The sequence below is a fragment of the Xanthomonas sp. NCPPB 1638 genome, from assembly GCF_041475635.2.
GTDB classification, from domain to species: Bacteria; Pseudomonadota; Gammaproteobacteria; order Xanthomonadales; family Xanthomonadaceae; genus Xanthomonas; species Xanthomonas cucurbitae.
Genome location: NZ_CM192984.1, coordinates 2,491,757 through 2,518,728 on the forward strand (window position 1 = coordinate 2,491,757; position 26,972 = coordinate 2,518,728).

Consider the following 26,972-nt stretch of genomic DNA (forward strand, 5'->3'; position numbering starts at 1 on the left):
GCGATGCCCCTCACCTTGTCAGATACACCGCCCAGGCCAGTGCCGCAGCGTTGGCGAGCGCGCTGGCCCAGAACGCGATCTGGAACGAGATCTTGGCGGTCTTGTGCCGGAACAGCGATTGCGCCAGCACTGCGCCGGGCCAACCGCCGAGCAGTGCGATGGCATGCAGTGCCGCTTCCGGGGTGCGGCGCTGGCCGCGCATGGCGGCGGTCTTGTCCAGCCGATAGGCGATCAGCGCGGCAATGCAGGTTGCCGCGTACCAGAGTGCGATCGCAGCCGGCAGCCGATCGGCCAGCACCAGGCCAAGCATCCCCACAGCGAACAGGCCGGCCAGGAGCCGCCGCGGCAGCGCACTGCTGGCGGTTTGTGGTGGCCGTGGTCTGGACCTGGACCTGGCAATCAGCAGGCGTCCAGAAAGTCGCGGACCGCCGGGCCGAAGCGGGCGAAATCCACCAGGAAGGCGTCGTGGCCCTGTGGCGAATCCAGGCCGATGAAGCGGGCATCGGCGCCGCCGGCGCGCAGGCCATCGGCGATCTGTTCCTGTTGCTGCACCGGGAACAGGATGTCGGTGTTGGCACCAATCGACAACGCGCGCGCGATGCGGATGCGCGACAGGCCGGCCAGCACCTCGCCATCGCTGGAGCCCTGGCTTGCCGACGCGTTGCCGAGGGGGTGGCTGGTGTTGCGGGCGGCAGCCAATGGCACCTGTGTGCCCACTGCGGGTTCGGCGTAATCGGCCAGGTCGAACCAGTCCATCGAGCGGCTCAGGTACAGATAGCAGTTGGGATCGAAGAAGCGCACGAAGCGGCGTGCGTGGCCTTCCAGATAGCTTTCCACCTGGAATTCCAGCCCGAACGGATCGTCGTCGGCCTGCTCGGAATCCAGCCGCACGCGGCCAAAGCGCCCATCCCATTCCAGCGCCGAACGATAGGTGATGACGCCGAGTTTGCGTGCCATGCGCATGCCCGATTCCGGGTAGTGGGTATCGTCGTAATGGCCCCCGTTCCAGTTGGGGTCCAGCCGGATCGCCTCGCGCTGCAGCGAGCGGATGGCGATAGAGAATGGCAAGGCCTGCGCGCTGCCGGAGATGTTGATATGGCTGCGCGCGATGCCGGGGTGGCGCAGCAGCAGCGCCAGCGCGGTCATGCCGCCCATCGAGTTGCCGATCAGGCAGGCCAGTTGCGCGATGCCCAGCCCACGCACCACATCGGCGGCGGCATCGGCCACGTCTTCGATCGACAGATCCGGAAACCCCAGCCGATAGCGCTCGCCGGTGGCCGGATCGATCGAGGCCGGTCCAGTGGAACCCTTGCAGCTGCCCAGCGAATTGACGCAGACCACGAACCAGCGTGTGGTGTCGATCGGTTTGCCCGGCCCCAGCATTGCTTCCCACCAACCCGGTTCCGGGTTGGCCTGGTTGGCGGCGGCATGCGCGTTGGGCGACAGCCCGGTGACGATCAAGATCGCGTTGCTGCGATCGGCGGCCAACGTGCCCCAGGTCTCGTAGGCGATGTGCGCCTGATGCAGCACGCCGCCGCGCTTCATTGCAAACGGCGAGGGCAGGGCGTGGAGCAACGTGCCGGTGGGGATGAATTCGGTCATGGGGGTGGGAATTGGGAATCGGGAATCGGGAATCGAGAGGAGCGACTGGCTGTGCTCTGGCAATGCCAGTGAGGGCACTTTGAGCAACCTTGAATTCCGTGACGGTCGAGGGACGCAATATCGATTGCGATCAGCGTCCGATCACCAGCTCTACTGGGCCGTTGGCGGGCAGTTGCACGCTGATCGGCGTGCTTTCCACATCGTCGGCCTGGCGCATTGCGTTGCCAGTGCGCGACAGCCGTGCCAGCACCTGCACGCTGTCCAGCGACGACAGCTTGCGGGTGGGCATCGGGCTGTCGCCGTCGTCCAGGGTGATGGTCAGCGGCAGTTCGCTGAGGGCGTGTTTTTCCACCGCCACCGGCATCGGGGTGTCGGTGGCGCGGGCGATCACGAACACGCTGGTGTCGCCGGGCAGCGCGGCGCGTTTGGCAAATTCCGCATCCAGCGCGATGCGCACATTGATGCGCTTGCCGGCTGCCGCATCGGCGCCGCTGTCGGGCGCTGTCGGCAGGGCTGCAAGCCCGGCTTCCCGGCGTGCAGCGTTGATCTGCTCAAGCAGGCCAGGGCGGGTGCTGGCGTCGACCACCTGCAGCAATGGCTTCCAGGTGGCGCTGGCCTTGGCCGGCTGGCCGGCCTGGCGCTGCACCACGCCCAGAAACCAGCGCGCGCGCTGGTGGTCCGGCTGCACGCTGAGCGCATGCTCGAGCAGGCGCATCGCCTGCGGATCCGGGCGGCCGCTGCCGTCGGCGAGCATGCGCGCCTGCGCGGCCGCCACCAGCACGTCCGGTTCATCCGGCCGCAGCGCCACCGCGCGCGCAAAGGCATCGCGGGCGTCGGCGAATTTCTGCTGGCTGGACAGCGAACGTCCCAACAGCACCCAGCCTTCGGCCTGGTCGGGATTGCGCGCCAGGGCGGCGCGCAGCTGCACGATGGCCTCCTCCAGCGTGCGTGGCGTGTCCGGGCGGTTGGCGGCCAGCGCGATCGCGCCCGGCGTGCCCACCAACCAGTACAGCGCTGCACTGGCGGCCAGCAGCAGCGCCGCCACGCTGGCGGCCAGCCCGCGCGTCTGCCGCCACAGCGGCCGCAACGCCACGCCAAAGGCCAGCAGCGCAACGACCACCACCGCCATCACGAAATCGACCATCACCACTCCTGCTCGTCGGGCGGCAGCGCGGGCGCGGCGGCGCTGCGGCGGCGTACCACCATGACCACCGCCGTGCCGCCCAGCAGCAACACCAGCAACGGGCCGAACCACAGCAACCAGGTACGCGATTCCACCTGCGGCCGGTACAGCACGAATTGCCCGTAGCGCGCGACCAGGAACTGCCGGATCTGCGCATCGCTGCGGCCCTGCTGCATCAGCGCCAGCACTTCGCGGCGCAGATCCTGCGCAATCTGCGCGTTGGAATCGGCCAGCGACTGGTTCTGGCATTGCACGCAGCGCAGCTCGGCGGTCAGCGCGTGGAAGCGCGCCTCCTCGGCGGCGGAACGGTAATGCGGCGGCGCGTGATCGCCCACCGGCTGGGCCACGGCCAGCCAGGGGAGCAACAGCAGCGTCAGCAGCCAGGCGCGGCTCATGGCTTGGCGTGCAGGTCCGGGGCGGCGGTGGGCGAGCGTTCGATCCGGCTCAATGCCGGAATCAGCTGGGTGTCGATGATGGACTGGGTGAGCATGCCGCTGTATTTCCAGCGCACCACGCCGCGCCCGTCGACCAGAAAGGTTTCCGGCGCCGCCGCAATGCCGAAGTCGATGGCGGTGCGCCCGTCCACGTCGGCGACCACCAGCAGGTACGGGTTGCCCAATTGCTCGAGCCAGCGCAGGGCATCGGCGCGCTCGTCCTTCCAGTTGTAGCCAATCACGCGCACCCGCTTGGTCAGCGCAAACTTGCTCAGCACCGGGTGTTCTTCGCGGCAGGCCGGGCACCAGCTGCCCCACACATTGATGATGTAGGGCGCGCCGCGCAGCTCACGCGCGTGCACCACGATGCTGGGGTCGTGCAGCAACGGCAGCGCGAACTCCGGCGCCGGCTTGCCGATCAGCGCCGAGGGCAGGGCATCGCGATCGCCCTGTCCGGAGCGCACCACCGCATAGACCAAGAGTGCCGCCAGGGCGAGCAGCAGCACGATGGCGCCCACGAGAACCGCAGTGGGCAGGCGGGGCGAACGTGACTCAGACATCTTGGATCTCCACAGGACGACGAAAACGCCGGTCGGCTGCGGTGACCAGGCCGCCGAGCGCCATCAGCAGCGCTCCCAGCCAGATCCAGCGCACGAACGGTTTGAGGTGGACGCGCACCGCCCAGGCCTGGTTGCCCAGCGGTTCGCCAAGGGCGACATACAGGTCGCCAAACGGGCCAGGGCGGATCGCCGCCTCGGTCAGGGTCTGCCAGCCGCTGGCGTAGCGGCGTTTTTCGGCATGCAGCATGCCAACCGGCACATCGTCCTTGAACACCTGCAGGTTGGCGCGGTCGGACAGGTAATTCGGCCCGCGCAGTTCCTCCAGATTCTCGAAGTGCAGCGCGTACCCCCCGATCTCGATCTGCTGGCCGGGTGCCAACGCGACCTCGCGCTGCAAGCTCAGCGATTCCACCAGCAGCGCGCCGGCCAGGAAGACCGCCACGCCCAGGTGCGCCAGCGCCATGCCCAGCATCTCGGCAGTGAATCGCCGGCCCTTGGCGGCACGCCGCGTCCACAGGAAGCGCAGCGTGCCGAACAGCACCCACGCCGCGCCAGTGACGCCGATGGCTGCCTTCAGCTGCCCCTGCGGTGCCATGCACCAGGCCAGCACGCCGGCGGCCAGCGCCAGGCCGGCCCAGGGCGCCAGCAGGGCCAGCGGGCGCGAGGCCTGTTCGCGCTGCCAGCGCGTGAGCGGGCCAAAGGGCAGCAACGCCACCAGTGGCGCCATCAACACCACGAACAAGGTGCCGAAGTAGGGTGGGCCCACCGACAGCTTGCCCAGCCCCAACGCATCGGCCAGCAGCGGGTACAGCGTGCCCAGCAACACCATCGCGCAGGCGCAGGTCAGCAGCAGGTTGTTGAGCAGCAGCAGCGTCTCGCGTGAGCTGCCGGCAAACGCGCGGCGCGGGTCGTTACCGGGCGCCAGGCGCGGCGCGCGGATCGCGTACAGCAGCAACGCGCCACCCACTACCGCCAGCAGGAACACCAGGATGAACACGCCGCGCGACGGATCGGCGGCGAACGAATGCACGCTGGTCAGCACGCCCGAGCGCACCAGGAAGGTGCCCAGCAATGACAACGCGAAGGCGGCGATCGCCAGCAACAGCGTCCAGCTGGCGAAGCTGCCGCGCTTTTCGGTGACTGCCTGGGAATGCAGCAGGGCAGTGCCGACCAGCCATGGCATGAAGCTGGCGTTTTCCACCGGGTCCCAGAACCACCAGCCGCCCCAGCCCAGCTCGTAGTACGCCCACCAACTGCCCAGCGCAATGCCCACGGTGAGCATGGCCCAGGCCACGTTGGTCCAGGGCCGGGTCCAGCGCAGCCAGCGCGCGTCCATCCGCCCCTCCAGCAGCGCGGCGATGGCGAAGGCAAACGGCACCGCAAAGCCGACATAGCCGCAGTACAACATTGGCGGGTGGATGATCAGGCCCGGGTCCTGCAGCAGGGGATTGAGATCGGCGCCTTCGGGCGGCACCGGGAGCAGGCGCGCGAACGGATTGGAGGTGAACAGCAGGAACGCCAGGAAACCCACGCTGATGAGCGCCATCACCCCGAGCACCCGCGCCACCACCTGCGCCGGCAATTGCCGCGACCACAGCGCCACCGCGCCGGTCCACAGCGCCAGCACCAGCGTCCACAGCAGCAGCGAGCCCTCGTGCGCGCCCCACACCGCCGAATAGCGATAGATCAACGGCAGCAGGCTGTTGGAGTTTTCGGCCACATAGCGCACCGAAAAGTCCTGCACCAGGAAGGCATGCGTCAGCAACGCGAAGGCCGTGGCGATCAGGCCCAGCTGCACCAGCGCCGCCGGCCGCGCCACCGCCATCCAGCTGGCATGCCCGCGTTGTGCGCCGGCCAGCGGCAAGGCGGCCTGCACCAGCGCGACCAGCAAGACCAGGACCAGCAGGAAGGTGCCGAGCTCAGGAAGCATGGGAGAGCCAGGACAGGGGACCGGGGACCGGGGAGCCCGGAAATACACGATTCCTGGCGCGGCTGGGATGCGTGCAAGGGTCAACCGCTGCGAGGCGCTTTTCCCGGGTGCCCGGTCCCCGGTCCCCGGTCCCGACAGGCCTCCCCCTCATTGCTTCTCCTCCACCCGATGCTTGCGATGCGCACTGCCCATCTTGTCGGCGACTTCCTTGGGCATATAGGTTTCGTCGTGCTTGGCCAGCACATCTTCGGCCACGAACACGCCCTGCTGCATACGCCCGGTGGCCACCACTGCCTGACCTTCGCGGAACAGATCCGGCAGGATACGGTCGTAGCGCACCGGCAGCTGCGCATCGCCATCGGTGACGCGGAACTGCGCTTCCAGCGAGCCGGAAGCGCGCTGGAACGAGCCTTTTTCCACCATGCCGCCCAGTCGGAAACGCGCGTGTTCGCCAGCATCGCCGCGCAGCACTTCCGACGGCGTGTACAGATAGGCCACGTTGCGCTGCAGGGCCATCGCCACCAGCGTGGTGGCCAGCCCACCGGCCAACACCAACGCGAGTACCAGCCACAGGCGGCGGCGCCGTTGCGGGTTCATCGGTCCAGCTCCGCGTCGCTGGGCAGGGTGCGCTTGCGCTCACGCAGGCGGCGTGCCTGCGTGGTCTTCAATGCGCGGCGTACCTGCCAGTGGCCGGCGATCAGGTCCCACAGCAGCACCAGCACGAACACGGCGTAGGCGGCGATGACATAGGGCAGGTAGCTCATGCGGCCGCATCCTGCGGCTCGCGCACGATCCAGGCCTTGCCGGCTTCGCGGCGCAGGTTGTCGGCGCGTGCGCGGGTGAGCAGGGAACCGGCGAACCAGAACTTGGTGCCGATCACCATCAGCCACAGCGGTAGCAACATGCTGGCATCGATGGTCGATGGACCGAACAGGCGGATGCTCTGGCCCTGGTGCAGCGAATTCCACCACACCACCGAATAGCGGATCACCGGCAACAGCACCACGCCCACGATCGCCAGCAAACCGGCCGCGCGCGCCGCCTGGCGGCGGTCGTCGATGGCGTGGTACAGGCCGATCACGCCCAGGTACAGGAACAGCAGGATCAGTTCGGTGGTCAGGCGCGGGTCCCAGTCCCACCAGGTTCCCCACATCGGCTTGCCCCAGATGCTGCCGGTGAGCAGGGTGATGACGGTGAACGCCGCACCGATCGGTGCGCACGCCATCGCCAGGATCTCGCACACCTTGATGCGCCAGATCAGCGCAATGGCCGCGTACAGCGCCATCAACCCGAACACGAACAGGCTCATCCACGCGCTGGGAACATGGATGTACAGAATACGGAAGCTGTCGCCCTGCTGGTAATCGGCCGGCACGGCGAACAGGGCCTGCCAGATCCCCGCGCCCAGCAACAGCGCGGCCAGCACGTAGCACCAGGGTGCCCAGCGCGCGGTGAAACGGTCGAAGATCGGGGGGGAGGCGAGTTGGTGAAACCAGCGGACGACGAAGTTCATGCGATGGCGATGGCTCTTGGCATGGAGGCAGCTTCCGGTACGACACCACCGTACACCCTACGGGGTCCTATCGATGGCGCATCTGCAACGGCGATCAGCTGAGCGAGATCCGGATCGCCGCCGCCGCCGCCAGCGGTGCCAGCACGATGCCGATCACCAACCCTGCGCCCAGCAGCAACAACGCACCCACCGCATCCTGCCCTTGTCCGCTGGCCGCCACGCTGCCGGCACCGAACACCAGCACCGGCACGTACAGCGGCAACGCCAGCAACGCCACCAGAATACCAGAGCGTTTCATGGTGACCGTCAGTGCCGCGACCACCGCACCAAGCAGACTCAGAAGCGGTGTCCCCAACGCCAACGATGCCAGTAGCACCGGCAACTGGTCATGTGGCAGGTGCAGCAATTCGCCCAGCAACGGCGTCACCGCGATCAACGGCAGCGCGCTGGTGGCCCAATGCAACAGCACGCGCACCGCGATCAACCAGGCCAGCGGCACCGGCGCCAGCAACCATTGCTCCATCGAACCATCTTCCACGTCGCTGCGGAACAAGGCATCCAGCGACAGCAGGCCGGCCAGCAACACCGACAGCCACAGCACCGCCGGCGCGGCCTGTGCCAGCAGGTCCGGGCGTCCACCCAGGCCCAGCGCGAACAACACCACGATCAGCAGTGCGAACAGCGCCGGCTGCAGCGCGTCGCTGCGACGGCGCCACAGCAGTTGCAGATCGCGGCGCACCAGCGCGCGGGCCGCTTGCAGCAACGACGGTTGCGATGACGGCGTCATGCCGCGGTCTCCAGGGTGAGCATGCGCGTGCGTACCGGCGGCGCTGCATAGGCGCCGTGGGTGGTGACCAGCGCCGCGCCACCGCTGCGCAGGTGCGCGGAGATCATTCGGTTGACCAGGGTGATGCCGTCCAGGTCCAGGTTGGCGTAGGGCTCGTCCAGCAGCCACAGCGGAGCGGGCGAGAGCCACAGTCGCGCCAGTCCCAGCCGCTTGCGTTGGCCGGCGGAAAGCTGCCGCACCAGCGCATCCTCGTAGCCGGCCAGGCCGACGATGGCCAGCGCGCTGCCGGGCATCTGCTTGGCCCGGCGGCCATGCAGGCCGCACAGGAAATGCAGGTTCTCCAGCGTGCTGAGGTCGGCCTTCAGGCCCGGCAGGTGGCCCAGGTAGGCCATGAAGCGGCTGCGGTCGCCACGCCGGGCGGTCTTGCCGTCGATCTGGATCTGCCCGCGCTCCACCTGCAGCAGCCCGGCCAGTACCCGTAGCAGCGTGGTCTTGCCGGCGCCGTTATCGCCCTGCACCAGCAGGGCTTCGCCGGCATCCACGTGGAAATCCAGCGGGCCGAACACCGGCTCTTCGTTGCGGCTGAAGGCCAGCGCGTGGGCCGCCAGCAGCGGGGGCGCAGTGTGCAGCGGTTCGATCATCGGCGCAGCGGGCTCCCGTCGCAGGACGGCATGGGGTGGGCGAGCGGGTGTCGGGCCATCGCGTCCGCACGACCGGCACGCCGCGCGACAGGACAGGGCGCGCATTGTAGCGACGATGGCCGCTGCCGGGGGGGCGGATGCGCCGCGCAATGTGTCAGGGAACGCTGTTTTGCCCGCTGCCGGGCGCACCGGCCGGGCCGCTTTGCGTACACTCGCGGTCCCCCCGATTGCCGACCGGACAGGTGCGATGCCCCTCACGACCAAGCTGCCCAAGGTGGGCACCACCATCTTCACCGTCATGTCGCAGCTGGCGGCCGAGCACGGCGCGGTCAACCTGGGCCAGGGCTTTCCCGATTTCGCGGTGCCACAGCGGCTGGTCGACGAACTGACCAGGGCCATGGCGGCCGGCCACAACCAGTATCCGCCCATGACCGGCGTGGCCGCGCTGCGCCAAGCCATCGCCGGCAAGGCACAGCGTTGCTACGGCGCGCAGGTGGATGCCGATACCGAAATCACCGTGACCAGCGGCGCCACCGAGGCGATCTTCAACGCCATCCACGCAGTGGTGCGTGCGGGCGAAGAGGTGATCGTGCTGGACCCGGCCTACGACTGCTACGAGCCGGCGATCGATCTGGCCGGCGCGCGCGCCGTGCACGTGGCGCTGCACCCGCAGACCTTCGCGGTGGACTGGGACGCGCTGCGCGCGGCGGTCACGCCCAAGACGCGCCTGCTGATGATTAACTCTCCGCACAACCCGTCCGGCGCGATGCTCTCGGCCGACGACCTGCAGACCCTGGCCGAACTGCTGCGTGGCACCGACATCTTCCTGCTCTCGGACGAGGTCTACGAACACATCGTGTTCGACGGCCGCCGCCATGAGTCGGTATTGCGCTGGCCGGAACTGCGCGAGCGCGCGTTCGTGATTTCCAGCTTCGGCAAGACCTACCACTGCACCGGCTGGAAGATCGGCTATGCGATCGCGCCGCCGGCGCTCACCGCCGAATTTCGCAAGGTGCACCAGTACAACACCTTCACCAGCTTCGGCCCGGCCCAGCACGCCTTCGCCGCGATGATCCGCGACGAGCCCGAGCACGACGAGCAGCTGGGCGCGTTCTACCAGGCCAAGCGCGACCGCTTCCGCGAGCAGCTGGCGACCACGCGCCTGACGCCGCTGCCGGTGCCCGGCGGCTATTTCCAGCTGGTGGATTACTCGGCGATCAGCGATCTGCCCGACACCGACTTCGTGAAGTGGCTGACGACCGAGAAGGGCGTGGCCGCGATCCCGCTATCGCCGTTCTACGAGAATGCCCCGGCCGGGCAACGCCTGGCACGGCTGTGCTTCGCCAAGAACGATGCCACGCTGGATGCGGCGATCGCGCGTTTGCGCAGGCTCTGACGAGCTGGGAATCGGGAATCGGGAATCGGGAATCGTAAGAGCGGTTGGCCGCTTTTTGATCTGAATCTACACTTGGCTCGATGACATAACGCCCTCATTAGACCGCCGTTCGATTCCCGATTCCCGATTCTCCATTCCCGATTCTCCATTCCCGAGTCTCCATTCCCGAGTCTCCATTCCCGAGTCTCACCATGAACGACCTTCGCATCTCCCTGATCCAAGGCGACACCCGCTGGCACGATCCGGCTGGTAATCGCGACTATTACGCTGCATTGCTGCAGCCGCTGGCCGGGCAGACCGATCTGGTGATCCTGCCGGAGACCTTTACCAGCGGGTTTTCCAACGATGCCATCGACAAGGCCGAAGGCATGGACGGGCCGACCGTGGACTGGGTGCGCGCGCAGGCGGCGCGGCTGGCGGCGGCGGTGACCGGTAGCGTACAGTTGCGCACCGAGCACGGTGTGTTCAATCGCCTGTTGTGGGCCACGCCCGACGGCGCGTTGCAGTTCTACGACAAGCGCCACCTGTTCCGTTTCGGCAACGAGCATCTGCGTTATGCGGCCGGACGCGACCGCCTCTGCGTCGACTGGAAGGGTTGGCGGATCAATCCGCAGGTTTGCTATGACCTGCGTTTTCCGGTGTTTTGCCGCAACCGCTTCGATGTGGAGCGCCCGGGCCAGATGGATTTCGACCTGCAGCTGTTCGTGGCCAACTGGCCGTCGGCACGCGCCTACGCCTGGAAGACGCTGTTGCGCGCACGTGCGATCGAGAACCTGTGCTTCGTCGCCGCCGTCAACCGCATCGGCGTGGACGGCAATCAGCTGCACTACGCCGGCGACAGCGCGGTGATCGATTTCCTCGGCCAGCCGCAGGTGGAAATCCGCGAGCGCGAACAGGTGGTCACCACCACCATCAGCGCCGCCGCCCTGGTCGACCACCGCGCCCGCTTCCCCGCGATGCTGGATGCTGATGCCTTCATCTTCCCGGAGTAATCGGGAATCGGGAATCGGGAATCGGTAAAGCGCTGGGCTGGTGTGTTGGGCATTGTCTGATCTTGATGTCTGGTTTGCGCGGCTTTGGGTTCTGAGCATGGGCAGGAGCGTTCCCGCCTGCGTTAGCCCGTTAGCCAAAAGCCCCTGGCATCTGTAAAACACGGTTGCACAATCTCAATTCGCCGGCACCGTCATCAGCGCCGACGATGTCGCTCTTACGATTCCCAATTCCCAATTCCCGATTCCCGATTCCCGGCTACTCACCCACCTTGATCTCATAGATCTTCGGCCACCGCTTGCCGGTGACGAACAGGCGGTCGTGTTCGGCATCGTAGGCAATGCCGTTGAGCACGTCGTTGGTGGGGTCGGTCAGGGTGTCCGCATCCGGCACCAGCGCCTTGAGGTCGATCCAGGCGATGACCTTGCCGCTGGCCGGGTCGATCCGCGCGATGCGGGTGGTCAGCCAGACATTGGCCAGCAGCTGGCCCTTGACCCATTCCAGCTCGTTGAGGTTGTCCAGCGGCCGGCCGCGTGCGGTGACATGGATGCTGCCGATCTGCTTGAGGGTTTGCGGATCGAGCTTGCGAATGGTGGCGCTGCCGTCGCTCATGTACAGCGTGTGCGCGTCGCTGGTCAGTGCCCAGCCTTCGCCGGGATAGCTGAACTGGCCGCGTCGCGTCAGTGTAGCCAGGTCGTAGATGAAGCCGCGCTGGTTGCGCCAGGTCAGCTGGATCAGCTGGTCCTGCCAGGCCACGATGCCTTCGCCGAAGTAGGGCGGCGGCGTCTCCACCTGCTGCAGTACCCGGCCGCTGTCCAGCTCGACCTTACGCACCCGCGACCTGCCCAGCTCGCCGGTGCTTTCGTAGAGATAGCCATCGTGATGGAACAGGCCTTCGGTGAAGGCTGTGGTGTCGTGCGGATACGCCCGCACCACGGTATAGCCCTGGACGGGAATCGCCTCGGCGCCATGCGCTAGCGGCGACAGCAGGACGGCGGCAAACAGCAGGAGGGCAGGGCGTGACATGCCGCCATGATCCCATGCCCCTGGGTGGTTTGTAGCGGCAGCGGTCGTGGCGGGGGCGAGCTAATGCTGCGCTGAACGGTGTTCGCATCGGTAGGCCGGCGTTGTCGCGGCTGCCACATCGGCGCTGCTAGTCTCGCTCCACGTCCACCATCGGCACCGCCTACATGATTAAGTCCCTGTCTCTTCTCGCGCTGCTTGGCGCCGCAACGCTGACGCCGCAGGCGCAGGCGGCCGGCAACATCGATTGCAAGCTGTCGTTCAACCTGTCCGGCTGGTCGGTGTTCTACAAGACCGCCAGCGGTACCGGCATCATCCGGTGCGACAATGGCGCGGTGATCCCGGTCAAGATTTCCAGCAAGGGCGGCGGCCTGACGGTCGGCAAGTCCAAGATCACGGGCGGCCGCGGCAGCTTCTCCGGCGCCTACAAACTCGACGATCTGTTCGGCACCTATGCCGCTGCCGAGGCGCATGCGGGCGTGGTGAAGTCCAGCACCGCACAGGTGGTCACCAAGGGCGATATTTCGCTGGCGCTTGCCGGCACCGGCGAAGGTGTGGACCTGGGCGTCAGCGTCGGCAATTTCGTGATCGAACGCCGTAAGTAAGCAGTGACTTCGAAGACGCGCGTACCGCGTATCGGTGCGTAGCGTCGGGCATCTGCGTTGCGGTGTCGTACTGCACACTTGTCGATGCAGGGTAATCCCCCCGTTTTCAGCAGCCGCCAAAAGTGGAACTAAGCAGCCAACGCAAGCTGACCAGACGTTCGTCTGTTGAGAGCCTGCATCGGCGTGATGCCTCCGAGCGCCATATTCGGGCGCTTGTTGTTGTAAGTCCATAGCCAGCGGGTGGCAATGTCCTGTACCTGCTAAATATCGTTAAAGAGGTTGCTGGCAAGCCAGGCGTAGCGCACGGTGCGGTTGTAGCGTTCGATTTAGGCGTTCTGCTGTGGGTTGCCTGGCTGGATGTATAGCAACGCGATGCCCTGCCTCCCGGCGCATGCCTGCAGCGCACCACTGATGTACTCCGGACCGTTGTCACAGCGTATGGCGCGGGTTTTCCGCGCCATTGGATCACCTGCTCGGCGAGCAGCTTCTTCAGGCGCGTGTTCTCGGCCTCCAAGTCCTTGAGCCGCTTGGCATCAGGCACGCTCATCCCACCGAACTTGCTGCGCCACAAGTAGTACGAGGCCTCGCTGAAGCCGTGGCGCCGGCACAGATCCTTGATCGCCACGCCGCTTTCTGCCTCACGCAGAAAGCCGATAACCTGCTCGTCAGTAAAACGCTTCTTCACGTCCAATCTCCTTCGGGGTAGGCAATTGGACTCTAGACTGGCGTGCTACTCAAAATCGGGGGGACGTCGCGCGCGAGCGGCAGGCAGGGAGATATCAACTTCCATCGCCAACCATTCTCGGTTGAAGTCATCCAGCGCATTGAGCAGCCGGAAGCTGCGTCCGTCTGCAAGCTGATCGTGCATGAAATCCATCGACCAAGTGTCGTTGACTACGTCAGGCACCGCCAGAGGCGCCGGCGTTTCACGGATGATGCGCTTACGCGGCTTGATGCGCAGATTCAACTCCAACTCGCGGTAGATGCGGTAAACACGCTTGTGGTTTCATTTGAACCTTTGACGTTGCGAAGGTGCATGAAGCACAGGCTGAAGCCCCAGTCCCGGTAAGCACTGGTCGGCCTCACCAGCCAGTCAGCGATGATTGCGTTCTCGTCGCTGGCCTTTGCCTGGTAGCGGTAGCAGGTCTGGATCACGCCGAACGTCATGCAGGCGTGCGCCATACTGGTGATGCCTTCTTTGACCGCTTGCCGGGCCATCTCGCGGCGCTGAGATGGCCTTACCATTTTTTTGCGAGGGCTTCCTTCAGCAGCTCAGCGCTGAGCTGCGCGTCGGCGTACATCTTCTTCAGACGCCGATTCTCATCCTGTAGTTCCTTGAGCTGGGACACCATCGAGGCGTCCATGCCACCGAACTTGCTGCGCCACTTGTAGAACGTTGCCGAGCTGATGCCGTGCTGCCGGCAGAGGTCAGGAACGGGTGTCCCGGCCTCGGCCTGCTTGAGTACGGCGATGATCTGGCTGTCGGTGAATCGTGATTTCTTCATGGGATCTCCTCGGGGTAGGTTACGAGAAAATTCCACTTATAGCTGCTGCTAACCTGCGGGGGGATTACCGTCGGGAATGGCCTGTTTGCAAGGCTCAATGCAGCTTCAAGGGTCTCAAGGCACCCACACGAATCCGCGATGAGCCATAAAAAGCATTTCATCCTGGAATTTGAGCTTTAGCCACCGACTTTGCCTGCCACTGAGTAAAGGGGTTCTAGAATCCACTCGTATATCCGTCGGCGCTCCCCCATGATGTCTGCTTCCAAGCGCATACCTGGCCGTAACGCTTCCCGTATGCCATATGCGAGGACAGTTTGCTGATCCAACGAAACAAGGACTCGATAGACGGGTTCGCTTGCCTGTCCCTGGGCGTTGCTAGCCGCAACCGCGCTCCGAGAAACACGAAGCACTCTACCCTCGTGACGGCCAAACTTCTGATAGGGATAGGCTTGGTAGCGCAAGAGTACGTGATCGCCGGGCTTGATGAACCCAATCGCTGCGCTCGGAACCACCAACTGGGCGCGCAGCATTGATCCATCAGGCAACAAGCTAAGAATAGGTTGGCCAGCTTGCACAGCTTGGCCTGCTTCTACCAGCCGGCTGGCAACCAAGCCGCCGACTGGGGCACGCAGTAGCAACTCACCTTTGGCCTCAATCTGAACGGTTTCCTGACTGAGCGTCGCAAAGTCGCGCTCAGTCTCGGCGCGAGCGGCACGCCGCTGTTCAGGAAGCTCGGCCAGCGACTGGTCCAGCTGAGCAAGGGTTCGGCGCAACGATGTCGCTTGCCGCTGTAGTGCCTGCTGAGCATTGAGTAGGTCCAGCATCGATTGTTCTTGCTGATTGATCTGTACCACACTCACGTACCGTTGATCTGCGACCTGACGATAGCGCTTTAGCGTCTCCTGACCTATACGCACCTGTTCGCCACGAGTGTGTATCTCACTTGCGATCTGCGTAAGCTCCCGACGCAATGCGTCTCGCTGTCGTTGCGTGCCGCGCTCCTGAGCCTGCAGCTGTTGCTCTTTAGCATCCTGAAGCCTCTCCAAGCTCACCAGCCGGGTCACTTGACCATCACGCAGAACCTTCAGCGCATCATCGCCGGCTGCAGTGATCCGTGGCACGTTAATGAGGAGCAAGGCGGCCTGTCGCTGCACATGGTCGCCTTCTTCTGCATGCAGGGTCGCGATGACACCGGCCGCGGGTGCCACCACGGTCGAAAGGCCAAGGTCGGGAACGAGTTCACCCTCAACCTTAGACCGACGCGTGTACTCACCGAACACAACAAATCCTATTACCACACTAGCGGAAACGACGGCCAAGGTTGCCAGCACCCATAGCCTGACGGGCTGGGCTAGTGAGATGCCTCCAAGCCAACTTACTCGCTTTGCTTCGAGGACCTCTCGACGAAACAGCCCGCTCATGCCGTCACCGCACTGGCCAACTGCTGCTCTGTCCCATGAGGCTCAGAAGGCCTTAGGTCGTGCACGATCGCACCTTCATTCATAACTAGAACTCGATCAGCGCTCCCAATCGTCTCAGGCCGGTGTGCAATGATTACCCTAGTCAGTTTCAACTGACGCACGGCATTGTTTACCAAACGTTCGCGCTCCACGTCGAGGTTACTAGTAGCTTCGTCCAGGAGCAGTAACAGTGGCTTCCGATACAGCGCCCGCGCCAGAATTACCCGCTGCTTCTGACCACCCGACAGTGTGGTACCCATGTCACCGATCAGGCTGTTGTACCCCATTGGCATCGCGGCAATGTCGGCATGCACTGCCGCGAGTTTGGCCGCATCTTGCACTCGCCCTTCGTCCACACTTTCATCGCCAAAGGCGATGTTCTCGCAAATGCTTCCAGCAAACAGCTGATCTTCCTGCATGACGGCACCAATGATGCGGCGATATTTCTCCATTCCTATCTTAGTTAAAGGAATTCCACCTATGCATATTATTCCCTCGGTAGGAGTAAGTAGCCCAAGCAATAGCTTTAGCAAGGTGGTCTTTCCGCAGCCGGATGCTCCAACAATAGCTACCGACTCTCCAGGCTCAATCGTGAAGCTGCAGTCCCGAATGATCCACGGTTCTCCTGAAGCATATCGAAACCCTAAACCCTTTACCTCAATGCGCAAATCGATAGGCAAGTCCTCGTTAACTGCTTCTCCCCTGGTAGCTTCGGGATCGGCTAGAACTATGTCAGAGAGGCGTTCGCCATGCAGCCGCAGCATTCGAAACTCCATCCACTTGTCGATCAATCCGCTGATTCGCTGAGAGAACTGATCCTTGTAAGCGAGATAGGCGATGAGCATGCCCACTGAGAAAACGTTCTGCATCGCCAGTATCGCACCGATCCAGATAACTGCGATGCGTTCCATGCCAAAGATAAGTTGGCTGGTGCTGCTAAAGATCAAGCCGATTCGCGCCAGAAAAACTTCACGATTGACGGTTTCGTTGATAAGGTTGTAGTAGCCCGAGCGACGTTGAGTTTCCTTACCTGCAATTTTTATCGACTGCACGCCGCGAATAGTTTCCAGTAGATGACTCTGCTGACGGGCCGATGCGATCAGTTGCTGCTCTGTGCCGTCTCGCAGCGTACGAAATGCCATCGAGCGTGCTACGAGATAGAGCGCGACTGCGAACAACGTTGCTAACGCAAGCTTCCAGCTGTAGAGCAGCATCATCCCAAGTGTGACGATAGCCATCAGGCCATCAATCAATGCCTCCCCCCCATGTCACGATAGTTGTCCGCTCCCCTGAATCCTCAGATGGAGAGCCCGATGGCCCGCTACAGCCCCGAACTCAAAGACCAGATCGTCCGGCGGATGATGCCCCCCAACAATCAGAGCGTTGCTGACCTGAGCCGTCACACTGGCATCAGCGCCCCCACGTTGTACGCGTGGAAGAAACAGATCCGCAGCCAAGGATATATCGTGCCCGACACCGCTACTTCGCCGGACAAATGGGATGTGAAAGCCAAACTGAGAGCCGTCGCCCAGACGATGCCGATGAACGAGGCCGAGTGCTCGGCGTGGTGCCGTGAGAACGGCATCTACCCCGAGCAGATCGCTGCCTGGCGGCAGGCCTTTGAGACCATGCAGTCGAGCGCCTCGGCAGCGGAGCGGGCGGTTTCCACGGTGATGCGCAAGCGCGTCAAGCAGCTTGAGAAGGAGCTTTTGCGCAAGGATCGCGCCCTGGCGGAGGCGGCAGCGCTGCTGACGCTGTCAAAAAAAGCCCAGGCTCTCTGGGGCACCGACGAGGACGTCTGATCCCCGCGTCGTTGAAACAGAGAGCCGTCACGTTGATCGCCGAGGCAGTGGCCGCCGGTGCCCGCGAGATCAAGGCATGCCAGGTGCTGGGCATCAGCTGCCGCACGCTGCGCCGTTGGCGCGGTGCCAGCACGTTGGTGGATGCTCGAAAAGGCGCGGCCAAGCACTGCCCGCATGCGCTGAGCTGCGTCGATAAGGAACGCATCATGGCCGTCGCCAACCAGCCCGATTACCAGAGCCTGCCCCCCTCGCAGATCGTGCCCCGGCTGGCAGATCAGGGGATTTACATCGCATCGGAATCAAGCATGTACCGCGTGCTGCGTGCGCGTGGGCAAGTCAATCGCCGTGGTCGCGCCGCCGCCCCGCGAACTGTGGCTAAACCGATGGCGGTGCGTGCCGATGCCCCTCGCCAGGTCTGGTCATGGGATATCACTTATCTGCCTTCGACGGTGAAAGGCCAGTTCTTCAAGCTGTATATGATCCTGGACGTCTACAGTCGCAAGATTGTCGGCTGGGAGGTCCACCACGAGGAGCTGGCCATCCACGCATCGATGCTGATCGGGAAAGCCTGCATGCGAGAGCAGGTGGCGCGCGACACGCTGGTACTGCACGCTGACAATGGCGGCCCGATGAAAGCGGCAACGATGCTGGCCACCTTGCAGAGCCTTCATGTGACCCCGTCCTTCAGCCGTCCACGGGTGAGTGACGACAACCCTTACTCAGAGGCGCTGTTCCGCACGCTGAAGTACGCGCCGTCGTATCCGAGCAGGCCGTTTACCGACATCACCTGCGCGCGCAGTTGGGTGGCGGGCTTCGTGGACTGGTACAACAACGAGCACCGCCACAGTGGCATCCGATTCGTGACGCCGCACGAGCGCCATGAGCGACGCGACCAGGCCATCCTGGCCGCACGCGCGGACGTGTACCAAGAGGCCGCCATGCGTCATCCAAGCCGCTGGCGCGGACGCGCCACGCGCAACTGGACGCCTGTCGGCGCGGTGTGGCTGAACCCGGATAACGACGATAGAAAAGCACCCGATGACATGAAGTTGGCAGCATGAAATAGCGGACAACTATGTTGACAATCACCGCCTCAACGAAACTTGTAGTCAGGGTCCGTTGAATTGCTTGCACGCTATTCATGCGAGAGGTGATGTCGCCTAGATGTCGCTTCTCGTAGAAGCCCAGAGGCAATCGGATCAAATGACTAAAGACGTTTCCTGTCCATTGCAGGCCGAGACGATTGGACAGATGGATTACCGCCCACCCTCGCACAACACCGATGCTAACTTGAAGCAGCAGCGCCAATCCGAAACCGAGGCCGAGGACCGTCAATAGATCTCGGTCAGCCGCGATCAACGCCTGGTCGACGACCCACTGCATGAAAAATGGCGCAAGCAGAACGAACACTTGTAGTGCCAACGAAAGCGCTAGGACGAGCATGAATGCGCGCCACAAGCCGCTGACTCTTCCTGTCAACTGCGAGATCGCGATCGCTGGAGGGCGTTCCATGGGTCGCATCTCTGCTCCCGGGCTAAGCTCCAAGGCAACTCCGGTGAAGTGCTGCGAGAACTCTGTCAAGGGAAGCGATCGCTTTCCGAACGCAGGATCAAAGACTGTGACGTCGCGCTTGCGGACACGTGTGAGTACGACAAAGTGATTCAGATCCCAGTGCAGGATGCAGGGGAGCTGCAATTCGGTGAGATGCTCTAGATCCAATCGCAATGGGCGGCACATAAGGCCCATCTGAGCTGCGATGTCCATCACTTGAGAGAGCGTCGCACCTTTTAGCGAAGGAGAATGACGTCGGCGAAGCTCTCGTAAACCTATGCGATTCCCGTAATGTGAAGCAATCATTGCCAAGCAGGCAAGTCCGCATTCAGCGGCTTCAGACTGAACTACCGTATCCATGCAACTCGCTTCAGAGTCCGGTTGAAGTGGGTGTGTGGTTTCGTGCAGAGAGCGACTCTGAGCTCAGGAGTGATCCAGGGAGGGATCCGTCCTCGCAGCAACGGAAACACGTCCATATAACTAAATTGGCAGAGCTCTGAGAGGCGCATCTACACCACAAAATGGCTCCCTTCTTATCGAAGGGAGCCCACTACTTTAGCGAAGATTCTGAGTGGTATGTCCGGCAAGGTTGTAGTAAAACGCGATCTCCAACGCGCCTTGCCAGTTGAGGGCCTCGTAGCTGGTTTCGCCGTTATCAATCACAGTGATGACGTTCTCGCTGAAGCCGCCGCCAACTTGCTGAATCTCGTTCATGTTCATGATGCGCATACTTCAATCTCCATTTGTTATACATAGCATTAAGATGATCGCCCCTTCTTCATGAAGGGGCGACGCAGGCTCTCCAGAACAACCAGAGAGATTCGGTAACGATCAGATCGCCAGAAATATGTCTCTAAACAGTTGAATCTACAGCTTTGAGAGATCGGAGGGACGGAAGCCGAATGCAAGCATTGAAAGTACGTATACGCTCGAACCGAGGGCGACCAATGCTGTCAGCCAACCAATCCTGACTACCTCCGCTGACAAGGTAAAATCTGGTGCGAAATACAGGCCGCAATAGATGGCACACCCCATTAAAATGCACGAAGCGCAAAGGCGGAGTAAGAAACTGATCCACCCTGTCGAGCGAATGTAGCCTTTCTGCTTTGTAAGTGCCGACCATAGAAGTAAGACATTAACATAGCTGGCCAGCGCACTCGCCAGTCCGAGCGCCACATGTAGGCCAGGTGTGCTCGCCAGCGTTTCCATTAGACCGCGGTCACGCCAATCTTGGGCTTTATAAGATAGGAGTGCGCCAAGCAGCACCACATTGAAGACGGCGTTGGCGACAAGTGACGCAATGCCAGCCCTGACTGGGGTACTTGTGTCCTGTCGAGAAAAGAATGCAGGTACCAAGACCTTAACGAGAGCGAACGCCGGGAGGCCGACGCTGAGCGCGAGCACTGACATCCCCGCCATATTGGTATCGAATGCCGTGAACTTCCCACGCTGGAACATCGTCGCCACCAAAGGCTCCGCCAGGGTTGCGAGTCCGACCATAGCGGGAGCTGAAATCATCAGAGTGACACGCATGCCCCAGTCCAACGTATCGTTAAATGCCCCCCCGTCATTTGAGACATGGTGACGCGACAGCGTGGGTAAAATCACTGTGCCGAGTGCGATCCCGAACAGTCCTAGAGGAAGCTCAAGGAATCTGTCAGCCTGTGTAAGCCAAGTCTGGGATCCAGCAACTAAGGCGGCCGCCAGGAATGTATCAAACAGGAGATTCACTTGAGCTACCGAAGAGCCAAAAAGCGTTGGTACCATCAAGCGAAGTACTTTTCGCACCTCCGAGTCCCGCCAGTTCCATCTTGGCCAAACAAACAAACCGAGACGCGCTAACGAAGGTATCTGGAATATCAATTGAAGTATTCCGGCGATCAGTACTGCCCAGCCCATGGCCACAATGGGAGGGTTAGCGACTTTTGAGCCCCATACCGCACCAATTATCATGCAGATATTGAGAATAACCGGAGTTAATGCTGGTATTGCAAACTTCTGAAAGCTGTTGAGAATACTTCCAGCCAGGGCTGTCAAGGAGACGAAGAAAATGAATGGGAATGTTATTCTAAGCAGTTCACTTGTGAGCTGAGCCTTTTCCCCATCCGTATCGCCGAAGCTGAAGACTGAAGCCACTGAAGGTGCCAGCAAGACGCCTGCAGCAGTGACTACAAGCAAGGCAGCCCCGAGTATCCCCAGCATATTGGCTACGAAAGCAGGAAGCTCTTGAGGACGACGCGACTTGACTTCCACCAATACGGGAACAAATGCGCTAGCAAACGATCCTTCAGCGAATAGTCGTCTGAGAAAATTTGGGATTCGGAACGCTACCCAGAACGCATCGCTCGCGGCAGTTGCGCCAAAGGAGGCATTGATAGTTAAATCACGAATTAGGCCCAGCACGCGCGACACAAGCGTCATTGAGCTAAAAGAAATCAGACTGCGAAACAATCCCGAGCGCCCAGCATCCCGCTTCATCCTAAATGCCCGATGGTCAAATCTAAAAAGGCTAAGGCCAACTTCGGACCCTTAGTTACCCTATATGCGTCTACCTAAACCCCCAACCGCTCATCTCGCGCGCTTTTTTCCCGGCTGCAGCCAGTCTTAGCGAGCTAGTACTTTATACCGGATACTGGCGAAGCCTGTCAAACGAGCCATTGTAGCAGCAGGGGGCTATGCTGATGTTGCTGGGAGCCCGGCATCAGCAGGCGCCCGATGACCGCTCGACTTTGGAGCTACTCGCCTCTACCTTACAGTGCGAATCGTCGCAAGGAAAATTGGGTCTTCGCGGATCACTGTGGGTGGAATCGAGCGTTTTCGGGTAGTGGCGGCAGGAGGCTGGCGATGATCTTGAGCTTGAGGAAATCCTCGTCGTGATAGCCGTAAGCGCTGCGCTGGATGACCCGGATCTTGTTGTTGAGCCCTTCCACCAGGCCCAGACTGACATTGTGGTCCGGATGGCAGTACGCCGCGATGCCGTTCCAGTGCCGCTCGATCACCCGCACGAACTTCTGGTAGGGCGCCAGCCGCTGCCAGCGTAAACTCTGCTCCCAGCGCTCGAAGAAATCCCGTGCACTACGTTCGGTACGGTAGCTCCACAGTTGCCTGAAGGACTCTTTCAGCAGGTACGCCGTGTTCAAACGTTTGTTGGCCGCCAGCAACTTGGTGAGCGCACGGCGGCCATCCAGCGTCAGGTTTTCGCGGTTGCTCAGCAAGGTGTAACGCTGGCCCTTGATGTAGCTGCGATCCTGGCCTTGAAGGCGCTTGTACTCGTCGCGCCGCACCTGATCGAGCGCGTCGGACAGGTGGCGCATGATGTGGAATTTGTCGAACACGATGCTGGCGTTGGGCGCGTTCTTGCCCACCGAGTTGCGAAACGGCCGCCACATGTCCATCACCGCCACGTCGATGCCGGCGCTACGTTTTGGGCCCAATTTGGCGAAGAACTGGTCGATGTCCGCCTCGGTGCGCCCACTGCCGCCGAACCAGATCGGTCGGCCGCGCTCCAGATCGCTGACCACAACGCGGTAGTCATGGCCCTTGTGGATCGCGATCTCGTCGATGCCGATGGCGCGCGGCGCCGGCGTCCCCGCCCGGCGCACCTGCTCGGCCATGTACAGCTTGGACAGCTCCTTGACCGTACCGTCGTCTAGCCGCTCCAACTCCGCCACGGCCTTGTGCATCATGCTCCGGCACAGATTGCCCACATGCAGGGCGAGTCGCTTAGTGTAGCACGGGTTCTTGTCCAGCCAGTCCAGCCGCTCTACGTGCACGCCGCCGCATCCCGGACAATCGACACGCCAGCGCTCGAACTCCACGAACAGCATCCAGCCGGCCGCCCGCAAGTCGCGGGCGCGGCACAGGCGCTTGTCGTAGCGGCTGCGACACCGATGGCCACAGTGGGAGCACACGGCCGTTTTTTTCGGCGCCGCACGGTTACGATCCGTGCCTTCGGAGCGCCGAACACGCCCTTGAGCATGGACCCGGCAGCGAAGCCAGGGAAGCAAAACAACGCGCTCAGCCGACGGCCCGTCTTCATGCACAACACCGCGTTAAGAAGTTCAGTACAGGATGCACCACTTCAGGCGCCCCCGGAAAGGGCCTGTTTCCAAGGCTCAACGCAGCTTCAAGGGCCTCAAGGCACCCACGCGAATACGCGATGAGCCTTTTTCTTACATGTGTAGGCTTAACCCTAACGACCGCGATTGCCACCACCGGGCGGGCGACGGTTGCCACCGCCCGGCGGGCGACCGCCCGGGCCACGTGGGGCACCGCCGGGACCACCCGGACCACGCGCGCCGCCACCCGGACCGCCGGGGCCGCGATTGGCCGATGCAGGGCCACGATTACCGCCCGGACCCGGACGGCCGCCACTGGGGCGACCGGCAGGACGCGCTGCGCCGTACGGGCTGAATCCCGGGTTGGCGTGGTCGGATGGGAAGACCGGCGCATTGCCCGGGTGACCGTAGGGGTGCTTGCGCTGTCCCTGGCCTTGGCCCTGCGACTGGCCCTGACCACCGGCGCCGCCGCGGCCCTGACCCTGGCCGCCGGCACCTGGACGGGCACCGCCCGGGCCCTTCTTGGCGTACGGGCGCGCCTGGCCGGTGCTGTTGCCACCGGGGCCGGCATTGCGGTGACCGCTGGGGCCGGTGCTGACGCCATCGGGCACATACCAGCTGCGGAACGCGGCCGGGTTGCCATCCGGCAACGCGCGGTCGCCCTTGGCCGGGCCGCGCTGCTTGAACGGGCGCTGCTGCGACTGCTTGGCAGCGGCTTCGCCACTGACGGTCAGGCCGCCCTTGAAGCCGCCGGGCTTGCCGCGGCCACTACGGCCGCCGCGGTCTTCGCGCAGGTTGTCGAAGCGACGCAGCTCGCGGCCTTCATCGGCGCCGGAGGTCTGCCCATTGACGTAGGCATTGCTGCGGCCATCGCGCGAGACGTGCACGGTGGACTTGGCGGCGCGGCGCTGGCCGATCACCGGCTGCAGGGTCAGCGCCGAGGGCGCGCCTTCTTCCAGCTTGAGTTCGGCGCGCAGGGCGTCGACCTTGTCCTGCGCCACTTCCACCGACTGCCCGCGCAACAGTTCGCGCGGCAGCGAGATCTTGCCGTAGCGGCTGCGCTTCAGGCGGCTGACCTGGCAGCCCTGCGATTCCCACAGGCGGCGCACTTCGCGGTTGCGGCCTTCCTTGACCACCACGCGGAACCAATCGTGCGAATCGGTGCCGCCGATGCGTTCGATCTCGTCGAACTTGGCGCCGCCGTCTTCCAGCAGCACACCGCGCGACAGGCGCTCGATGATGGCGTCGGAGACTTTTTCTTCGCCTTCCGGGGCGCGCACGCGCACCACGTACTCGCGTTCGACCTCGTAGGAGGGGTGCATCATCGCGTTGGCCAGCTCGCCGTCGGTGGTCAGCAGCAGCAGGCCGGTGGTGTTGATGTCCAGCCGGCCGATGGCGATCCAGCGCGAGCCCTTCAATGCCGGCAGCGACTCGAACACGGTCGGGCGGCCTTCGGGATCTTCGCGGGTGGTCACTTCGCCTTCGGGCTTGTTGTAGATCAGCACGCGCGAAGGTTCGGTCAGCGCGCTGGCGACGAAGCTGCGGCCGTCCAGCTCGATCTTGTCGCCGCTGCGCACCGACATGCCGGTCTGCGCGACGGCGCCATTGACCTTGATCAGGCCATCGGCGATGCGCTGTTCCAGCGCGCGGCGCGAACCCAGGCCGGCCTGGGCCAGCACCTTGTGCAGGCGCTCTTCCAGCTTGGGCGCTTCGGGCGCGCTGTCGCGCTTGAGGGAAAGCTTGTTCAACGACAGCTTGCGGGGGGTGTCACTCATGTGTCTGGCTCCGGCCGACGTGTTCTGGGTCGGCCTCTGGGTCGGAATCGGCTTCGTCAACAGCCACGGTCGTCGTCGCGACGGCGTTGTCTTCGTCTTCGTTCACTGCATCCGCGCGCGTGCCCGGCGCGGTGTCGGGGTCGCCCTCGCGGGCGGCATCGGGGTGTTGCGTGTTCGGGTCCTGCGCCGAGGCGGGCTCGGGGTGCTGCGGTGGGGCGGGGGGCTGGTCGTCGGCGTCACGGCTGCCGGCGTCGTGCTGGTGTTGCTGGATGTCCGCGGCATCATCGGCTGCATCGCTGTGGCGGTCGCCATCTGCCTCGCTGCCGTTATCGGCGGGCGTGGCATTGTCTTCATCGACCGGAGCGGGATTGTTGCCGGTGGACTCAGCTAGCGGGGCGCCCGTGTCTGCCGTCGACGGGGGGGCGCCTGCATCCGTATCACCGGCGTCAGCGGCAGCATCCATCCCGTCCTGGTCGGCCTGCAGCGATGCCGATGCCGGCACTGCGCCATCCAGTTGACCATCGCGGTCCAGCGGCAGCTGCGGCTCCAGCTCGGCGATGTCCTTCAACTCGGACAACGGCGGTAGCTCGTCCAGCCGCTTGAGCCCGAAGTAATCCAGAAAGCCCTTGGTGGTGCCGAACAGGGCCGGCTTGCCGGGCACGTCGCGGTGGCCCACGACGCGGATCCATTCGCGCTCTTCCAGCGCCTGGATGATGTTGCTGCTGACCGCCACGCCGCGCACCTGCTCGATCTCGCCGCGGGTGATCGGTTGGCGGTAGGCGATCAGCGCCAGGGTTTCCAGCGTGGCGCGGGTGTACTTGGTGCGGCGCTCGGTCCACAGGCGGGCGACCCAGCCATGCACCTCGGCCTTGACCTGGAAGCGGAAGCCGGAGGCCACTTCGACCATTTCCACGCCGCGCTCGGCGCAGGCCTCGCGCAGCAATTCCAGTGCGCGCTCGACGCTGCCGGGCGGCGCCGGCTCTTCCTCGGGAAACAGCCCCTGCAGCTGCGCCAGCGTCAGCGGCTGGCTGCTGGCCAGCAGGGCGGCTTCGATGATGCGGGTGATCAGCGCTTGATCCATTCGGTGATCGGCTTCAGATAGGTTCGTTGGCAGCATCGCTGTCATCGAATTCGCTGGAGAATTGCAGCGGCGCATTGGTATTTCCCAACGCCAGCGACTTCACGTAGATCGGCGCTAGCGGCGCGTCCTGCACGATGTCCAGCAACTGCTCCTTGGCCAATTCGAGCAGCGCCAGGAAGGTGACCAGCACGCCGAGCTTGCCTTCTTCGGCCGTGAACAGCGATTCGAAACGGTAGAACTTGCCGTCGTCCAGGCGGCCGAGCACATCGCCCATGCGCTGGCGCACGCTCAGCGCCTCACGCTTGATCGCGTGCCCGGTGAACAGCTCGGCGCGTTTGAGCACGTCGTACAGCGCCATCAGCATTTCTTTCAATTCCACAGGCGGCGGCAGCTTGACCGCAGCGCGCTCGGGCAGATGCGCCTGCACCGGGGCGCTGTCGCGGCCCATGCGGGGCAGGGTGTCCAGGTCCTCGGCGGCCTGCTTGAAGCGCTCGTATTCCTGCAGGCGGCGCACCAGCTCGGCGCGCGGGTCTTGTTCTTCGCCCTCCTGGCTGGGCGGGCGCGGCAACAGCATGCGCGACTTGATCTCGGCCAGGATCGCGGCCATCACCAGGTATTCGGCCGCCAGTTCGAAGCGCAGTTCCTGCATCACGTTGATGTAGTCCACGTACTGCCGGGTGATCTCGGCGACGGGGATGTCCAGGATGTCCAGGTTCTGCCGGCGGATCAGGTACAGCAGCAGGTCCAGCGGACCTTCGAAGGCATCCAGGATGACTTCCAGCGCATCCGGCGGGATGTACAGATCCTGCGGGATCTGCAGCACCGGTTGCCCATGCACCACCGCCAGCGGCATTTCCTGCTGCTGTGGCGGCGCGCTCGTGGCTGGCGGAGTCGCGACGTGCGCGAGTTCGGAATTCATCAGGTCGACATCGGGTCTTACGGTCGCCGGCCGCGGTCTTAAGCCGCGCCTGCAGGGCTTTGCCTTGAGTTATTGCGATCAATGTCGTGCCTGTGCCGGCACGATCCCACAAATCCACATACAACGTCCGCCGCGTGGCATGCGGCGACGGAACAGC

At 63.5% G+C, this 26,972-nt stretch carries 23 protein-coding genes and 5 pseudogenes; 4 read left to right on the forward strand and 24 right to left on the reverse strand.

Translation table 11 applies throughout. The features are described from left to right. Positions 1 to 10 precede the first annotated feature (10 nt). The 11 genes from ACCQ13_RS10775 to ccmA form a co-directional block, all read right to left on the reverse strand. Positions 11 to 310 carry a DUF1294 domain-containing protein gene (locus ACCQ13_RS10775; protein ID WP_159407173.1) on the reverse strand — a complete coding sequence of 100 codons (300 nt, stop codon included), beginning with the start codon at positions 308 to 310 and terminating at the stop codon, positions 11 to 13. Positions 311 to 399: 89 nt separating this feature from the next. Then, positions 400 to 1,602: a homoserine O-acetyltransferase MetX gene (gene metX, locus ACCQ13_RS10780; protein WP_159407174.1), complete on the reverse strand. Its 1,203-nt coding sequence runs from the start codon at positions 1,600 to 1,602 to the stop codon at positions 400 to 402. Positions 1,603 to 1,732: 130 nt separating this feature from the next. Next, positions 1,733 to 2,746 (reverse strand): tetratricopeptide repeat protein, encoded by a 1,014-nt coding sequence (locus ACCQ13_RS10785; RefSeq protein ID WP_167526896.1) that lies wholly within the window; start codon positions 2,744 to 2,746, stop codon positions 1,733 to 1,735. Beyond that, positions 2,746 to 3,180 carry a cytochrome c-type biogenesis protein gene (locus ACCQ13_RS10790; RefSeq protein ID WP_167526897.1) on the reverse strand — a complete coding sequence of 145 codons (435 nt, stop codon included), beginning with the start codon at positions 3,178 to 3,180 and terminating at the stop codon, positions 2,746 to 2,748. The genes ACCQ13_RS10785 and ACCQ13_RS10790 overlap by 1 nt, the downstream gene beginning before the upstream one ends. After that, complete coding sequence (locus tag ACCQ13_RS10795) at positions 3,177 to 3,779, reverse strand: DsbE family thiol:disulfide interchange protein (protein ID WP_104603257.1); 603 nt, start codon at positions 3,777 to 3,779, stop codon at positions 3,177 to 3,179. The genes ACCQ13_RS10790 and ACCQ13_RS10795 overlap by 4 nt, the downstream gene beginning before the upstream one ends. Beyond that, a complete protein-coding gene (locus ACCQ13_RS10800) occupies positions 3,772 to 5,709 on the reverse strand; it encodes a heme lyase CcmF/NrfE family subunit (protein ID WP_159407176.1) in 1,938 nt (645 codons plus the stop codon). Before ACCQ13_RS10800 ends, ACCQ13_RS10795 begins: the two co-directional genes overlap by 8 nt. A gap of 147 nt (positions 5,710 to 5,856) precedes the next feature. Further along, the gene (ccmE, locus tag ACCQ13_RS10805) at positions 5,857 to 6,306 is read right to left on the reverse strand and encodes a cytochrome c maturation protein CcmE (protein WP_104603259.1); all 450 of its coding nucleotides are present in this window, start codon (positions 6,304 to 6,306) and stop codon (positions 5,857 to 5,859) included. Continuing rightward, the gene (locus ACCQ13_RS10810; RefSeq protein WP_104603260.1) at positions 6,303 to 6,473 is read right to left on the reverse strand and encodes a heme exporter protein CcmD; all 171 of its coding nucleotides are present in this window, start codon (positions 6,471 to 6,473) and stop codon (positions 6,303 to 6,305) included. Before ACCQ13_RS10810 ends, ccmE begins: the two co-directional genes overlap by 4 nt. Continuing rightward, positions 6,470 to 7,222 carry a heme ABC transporter permease gene (locus ACCQ13_RS10815; protein ID WP_104603261.1) on the reverse strand — a complete coding sequence of 251 codons (753 nt, stop codon included), beginning with the start codon at positions 7,220 to 7,222 and terminating at the stop codon, positions 6,470 to 6,472. The genes ACCQ13_RS10810 and ACCQ13_RS10815 overlap by 4 nt, the downstream gene beginning before the upstream one ends. A gap of 94 nt (positions 7,223 to 7,316) precedes the next feature. Continuing rightward, on the reverse strand, positions 7,317 to 8,009 hold the full coding sequence (gene ccmB, locus ACCQ13_RS10820) for a heme exporter protein CcmB (RefSeq protein WP_104603262.1): 693 nt from the start codon (positions 8,007 to 8,009) through the stop codon (positions 7,317 to 7,319). Continuing rightward, positions 8,006 to 8,650 carry a heme ABC exporter ATP-binding protein CcmA gene (gene ccmA / locus ACCQ13_RS10825; RefSeq protein ID WP_104603263.1) on the reverse strand — a complete coding sequence of 215 codons (645 nt, stop codon included), beginning with the start codon at positions 8,648 to 8,650 and terminating at the stop codon, positions 8,006 to 8,008. Before ccmA ends, ccmB begins: the two co-directional genes overlap by 4 nt. A 247-nt stretch (positions 8,651 to 8,897) precedes the next feature. Between ccmA and ACCQ13_RS10830 the strand changes: the two genes are divergently transcribed. Both ACCQ13_RS10830 and ACCQ13_RS10835 read left to right on the forward strand, forming a co-directional pair. After that, positions 8,898 to 10,046: a pyridoxal phosphate-dependent aminotransferase gene (locus tag ACCQ13_RS10830; protein WP_104603264.1), complete on the forward strand. Its 1,149-nt coding sequence runs from the start codon at positions 8,898 to 8,900 to the stop codon at positions 10,044 to 10,046. Between the two features lie 191 nt (positions 10,047 to 10,237). Beyond that, a complete protein-coding gene (locus ACCQ13_RS10835) occupies positions 10,238 to 11,038 on the forward strand; it encodes an amidohydrolase (protein ID WP_274397168.1) in 801 nt (266 codons plus the stop codon). Positions 11,039 to 11,294: 256 nt separating this feature from the next. Here ACCQ13_RS10835 and ACCQ13_RS10840 read toward each other — a convergent pair whose 3' ends face one another. Then, positions 11,295 to 12,062 (reverse strand): glutaminyl-peptide cyclotransferase, encoded by a 768-nt coding sequence (locus ACCQ13_RS10840; RefSeq protein WP_274397279.1) that lies wholly within the window; start codon positions 12,060 to 12,062, stop codon positions 11,295 to 11,297. Between the two features lie 164 nt (positions 12,063 to 12,226). On the opposite strand from ACCQ13_RS10840, the gene ACCQ13_RS10845 reads away from it, so the two are divergent. Beyond that, positions 12,227 to 12,664, forward strand: a complete 438-nt coding sequence (locus ACCQ13_RS10845) for a hypothetical protein (protein WP_104603268.1) — start codon at positions 12,227 to 12,229, stop codon at positions 12,662 to 12,664. 128 nt (positions 12,665 to 12,792) lie between these two features. On the opposite strand, the pseudogene ACCQ13_RS10850 reads toward ACCQ13_RS10845, so the two are convergent. From ACCQ13_RS10850 to ACCQ13_RS10870, 5 genes and pseudogenes are all read right to left on the reverse strand, one after another. Then, positions 12,793 to 13,142: pseudogene (locus tag ACCQ13_RS10850) on the reverse strand (integrase core domain-containing protein); the annotation flags it as partial. Next, a pseudogene (locus ACCQ13_RS10855) lies at positions 13,125 to 13,349 on the reverse strand (transposase); the annotation flags it as partial. The pseudogenes ACCQ13_RS10855 and ACCQ13_RS10850, both read right to left, overlap by 18 nt. Positions 13,350 to 13,412: 63 nt before the next feature. Further along, positions 13,413 to 14,169: pseudogene (locus ACCQ13_RS10860) on the reverse strand (transposase); the annotation flags it as partial. A 176-nt stretch (positions 14,170 to 14,345) separates the two neighbouring features. After that, on the reverse strand, positions 14,346 to 15,590 hold the full coding sequence (locus ACCQ13_RS10865) for an HlyD family secretion protein (RefSeq protein ID WP_159407177.1): 1,245 nt from the start codon (positions 15,588 to 15,590) through the stop codon (positions 14,346 to 14,348). Beyond that, positions 15,587 to 16,888: pseudogene (locus ACCQ13_RS10870) on the reverse strand (peptidase domain-containing ABC transporter); the annotation flags it as partial. The gene ACCQ13_RS10865 and the pseudogene ACCQ13_RS10870, both read right to left, overlap by 4 nt. 54 nt (positions 16,889 to 16,942) lie before the next feature. Here ACCQ13_RS10870 and ACCQ13_RS10875 point away from each other — a divergent pair. Continuing rightward, positions 16,943 to 18,492, forward strand: a protein-coding gene (locus ACCQ13_RS10875; RefSeq protein WP_372372042.1) for an IS3 family transposase whose coding sequence is annotated in 2 segments (ribosomal slippage) — positions 16,943 to 17,396 and positions 17,396 to 18,492 — 1,551 coding nt in all. Because the reading frame shifts where the segments join, the coding sequence is not laid out codon by codon here. A gap of 10 nt (positions 18,493 to 18,502) precedes the next feature. Here ACCQ13_RS10875 and ACCQ13_RS10880 read toward each other — a convergent pair. The 7 genes and pseudogenes from ACCQ13_RS10880 to ACCQ13_RS10910 form a co-directional block, all read right to left on the reverse strand. Then, positions 18,503 to 19,342 (reverse strand): annotated as a pseudogene (locus ACCQ13_RS10880) (cysteine peptidase family C39 domain-containing protein); the annotation flags it as partial. A gap of 195 nt (positions 19,343 to 19,537) precedes the next feature. After that, complete coding sequence (locus ACCQ13_RS10885) at positions 19,538 to 19,711, reverse strand: hypothetical protein (RefSeq protein WP_158251469.1); 174 nt, start codon at positions 19,709 to 19,711, stop codon at positions 19,538 to 19,540. Positions 19,712 to 19,849: 138 nt separating this feature from the next. After that, complete coding sequence (gene murJ, locus ACCQ13_RS10890; RefSeq protein ID WP_208800355.1) at positions 19,850 to 21,433, reverse strand: murein biosynthesis integral membrane protein MurJ; 1,584 nt, start codon at positions 21,431 to 21,433, stop codon at positions 19,850 to 19,852. A 341-nt stretch (positions 21,434 to 21,774) separates the two neighbouring features. Beyond that, positions 21,775 to 22,893: an ISL3 family transposase gene (locus ACCQ13_RS10895; protein WP_274393890.1), complete on the reverse strand. Its 1,119-nt coding sequence runs from the start codon at positions 22,891 to 22,893 to the stop codon at positions 21,775 to 21,777. Between the two features lie 281 nt (positions 22,894 to 23,174). Then, positions 23,175 to 24,815 carry a pseudouridine synthase gene (locus tag ACCQ13_RS10900; protein WP_104604510.1) on the reverse strand — a complete coding sequence of 547 codons (1,641 nt, stop codon included), beginning with the start codon at positions 24,813 to 24,815 and terminating at the stop codon, positions 23,175 to 23,177. Then, entirely contained in the window at positions 24,808 to 25,932 is a 1,125-nt protein-coding gene (gene scpB, locus ACCQ13_RS10905; RefSeq protein ID WP_223214319.1) for an SMC-Scp complex subunit ScpB, read from the reverse strand. Before scpB ends, ACCQ13_RS10900 begins: the two co-directional genes overlap by 8 nt. Then, complete coding sequence (locus tag ACCQ13_RS10910) at positions 25,910 to 26,815, reverse strand: segregation and condensation protein A (protein ID WP_104604514.1); 906 nt, start codon at positions 26,813 to 26,815, stop codon at positions 25,910 to 25,912. Before ACCQ13_RS10910 ends, scpB begins: the two co-directional genes overlap by 23 nt. Positions 26,816 to 26,972: the final 157 nt, after the last annotated feature.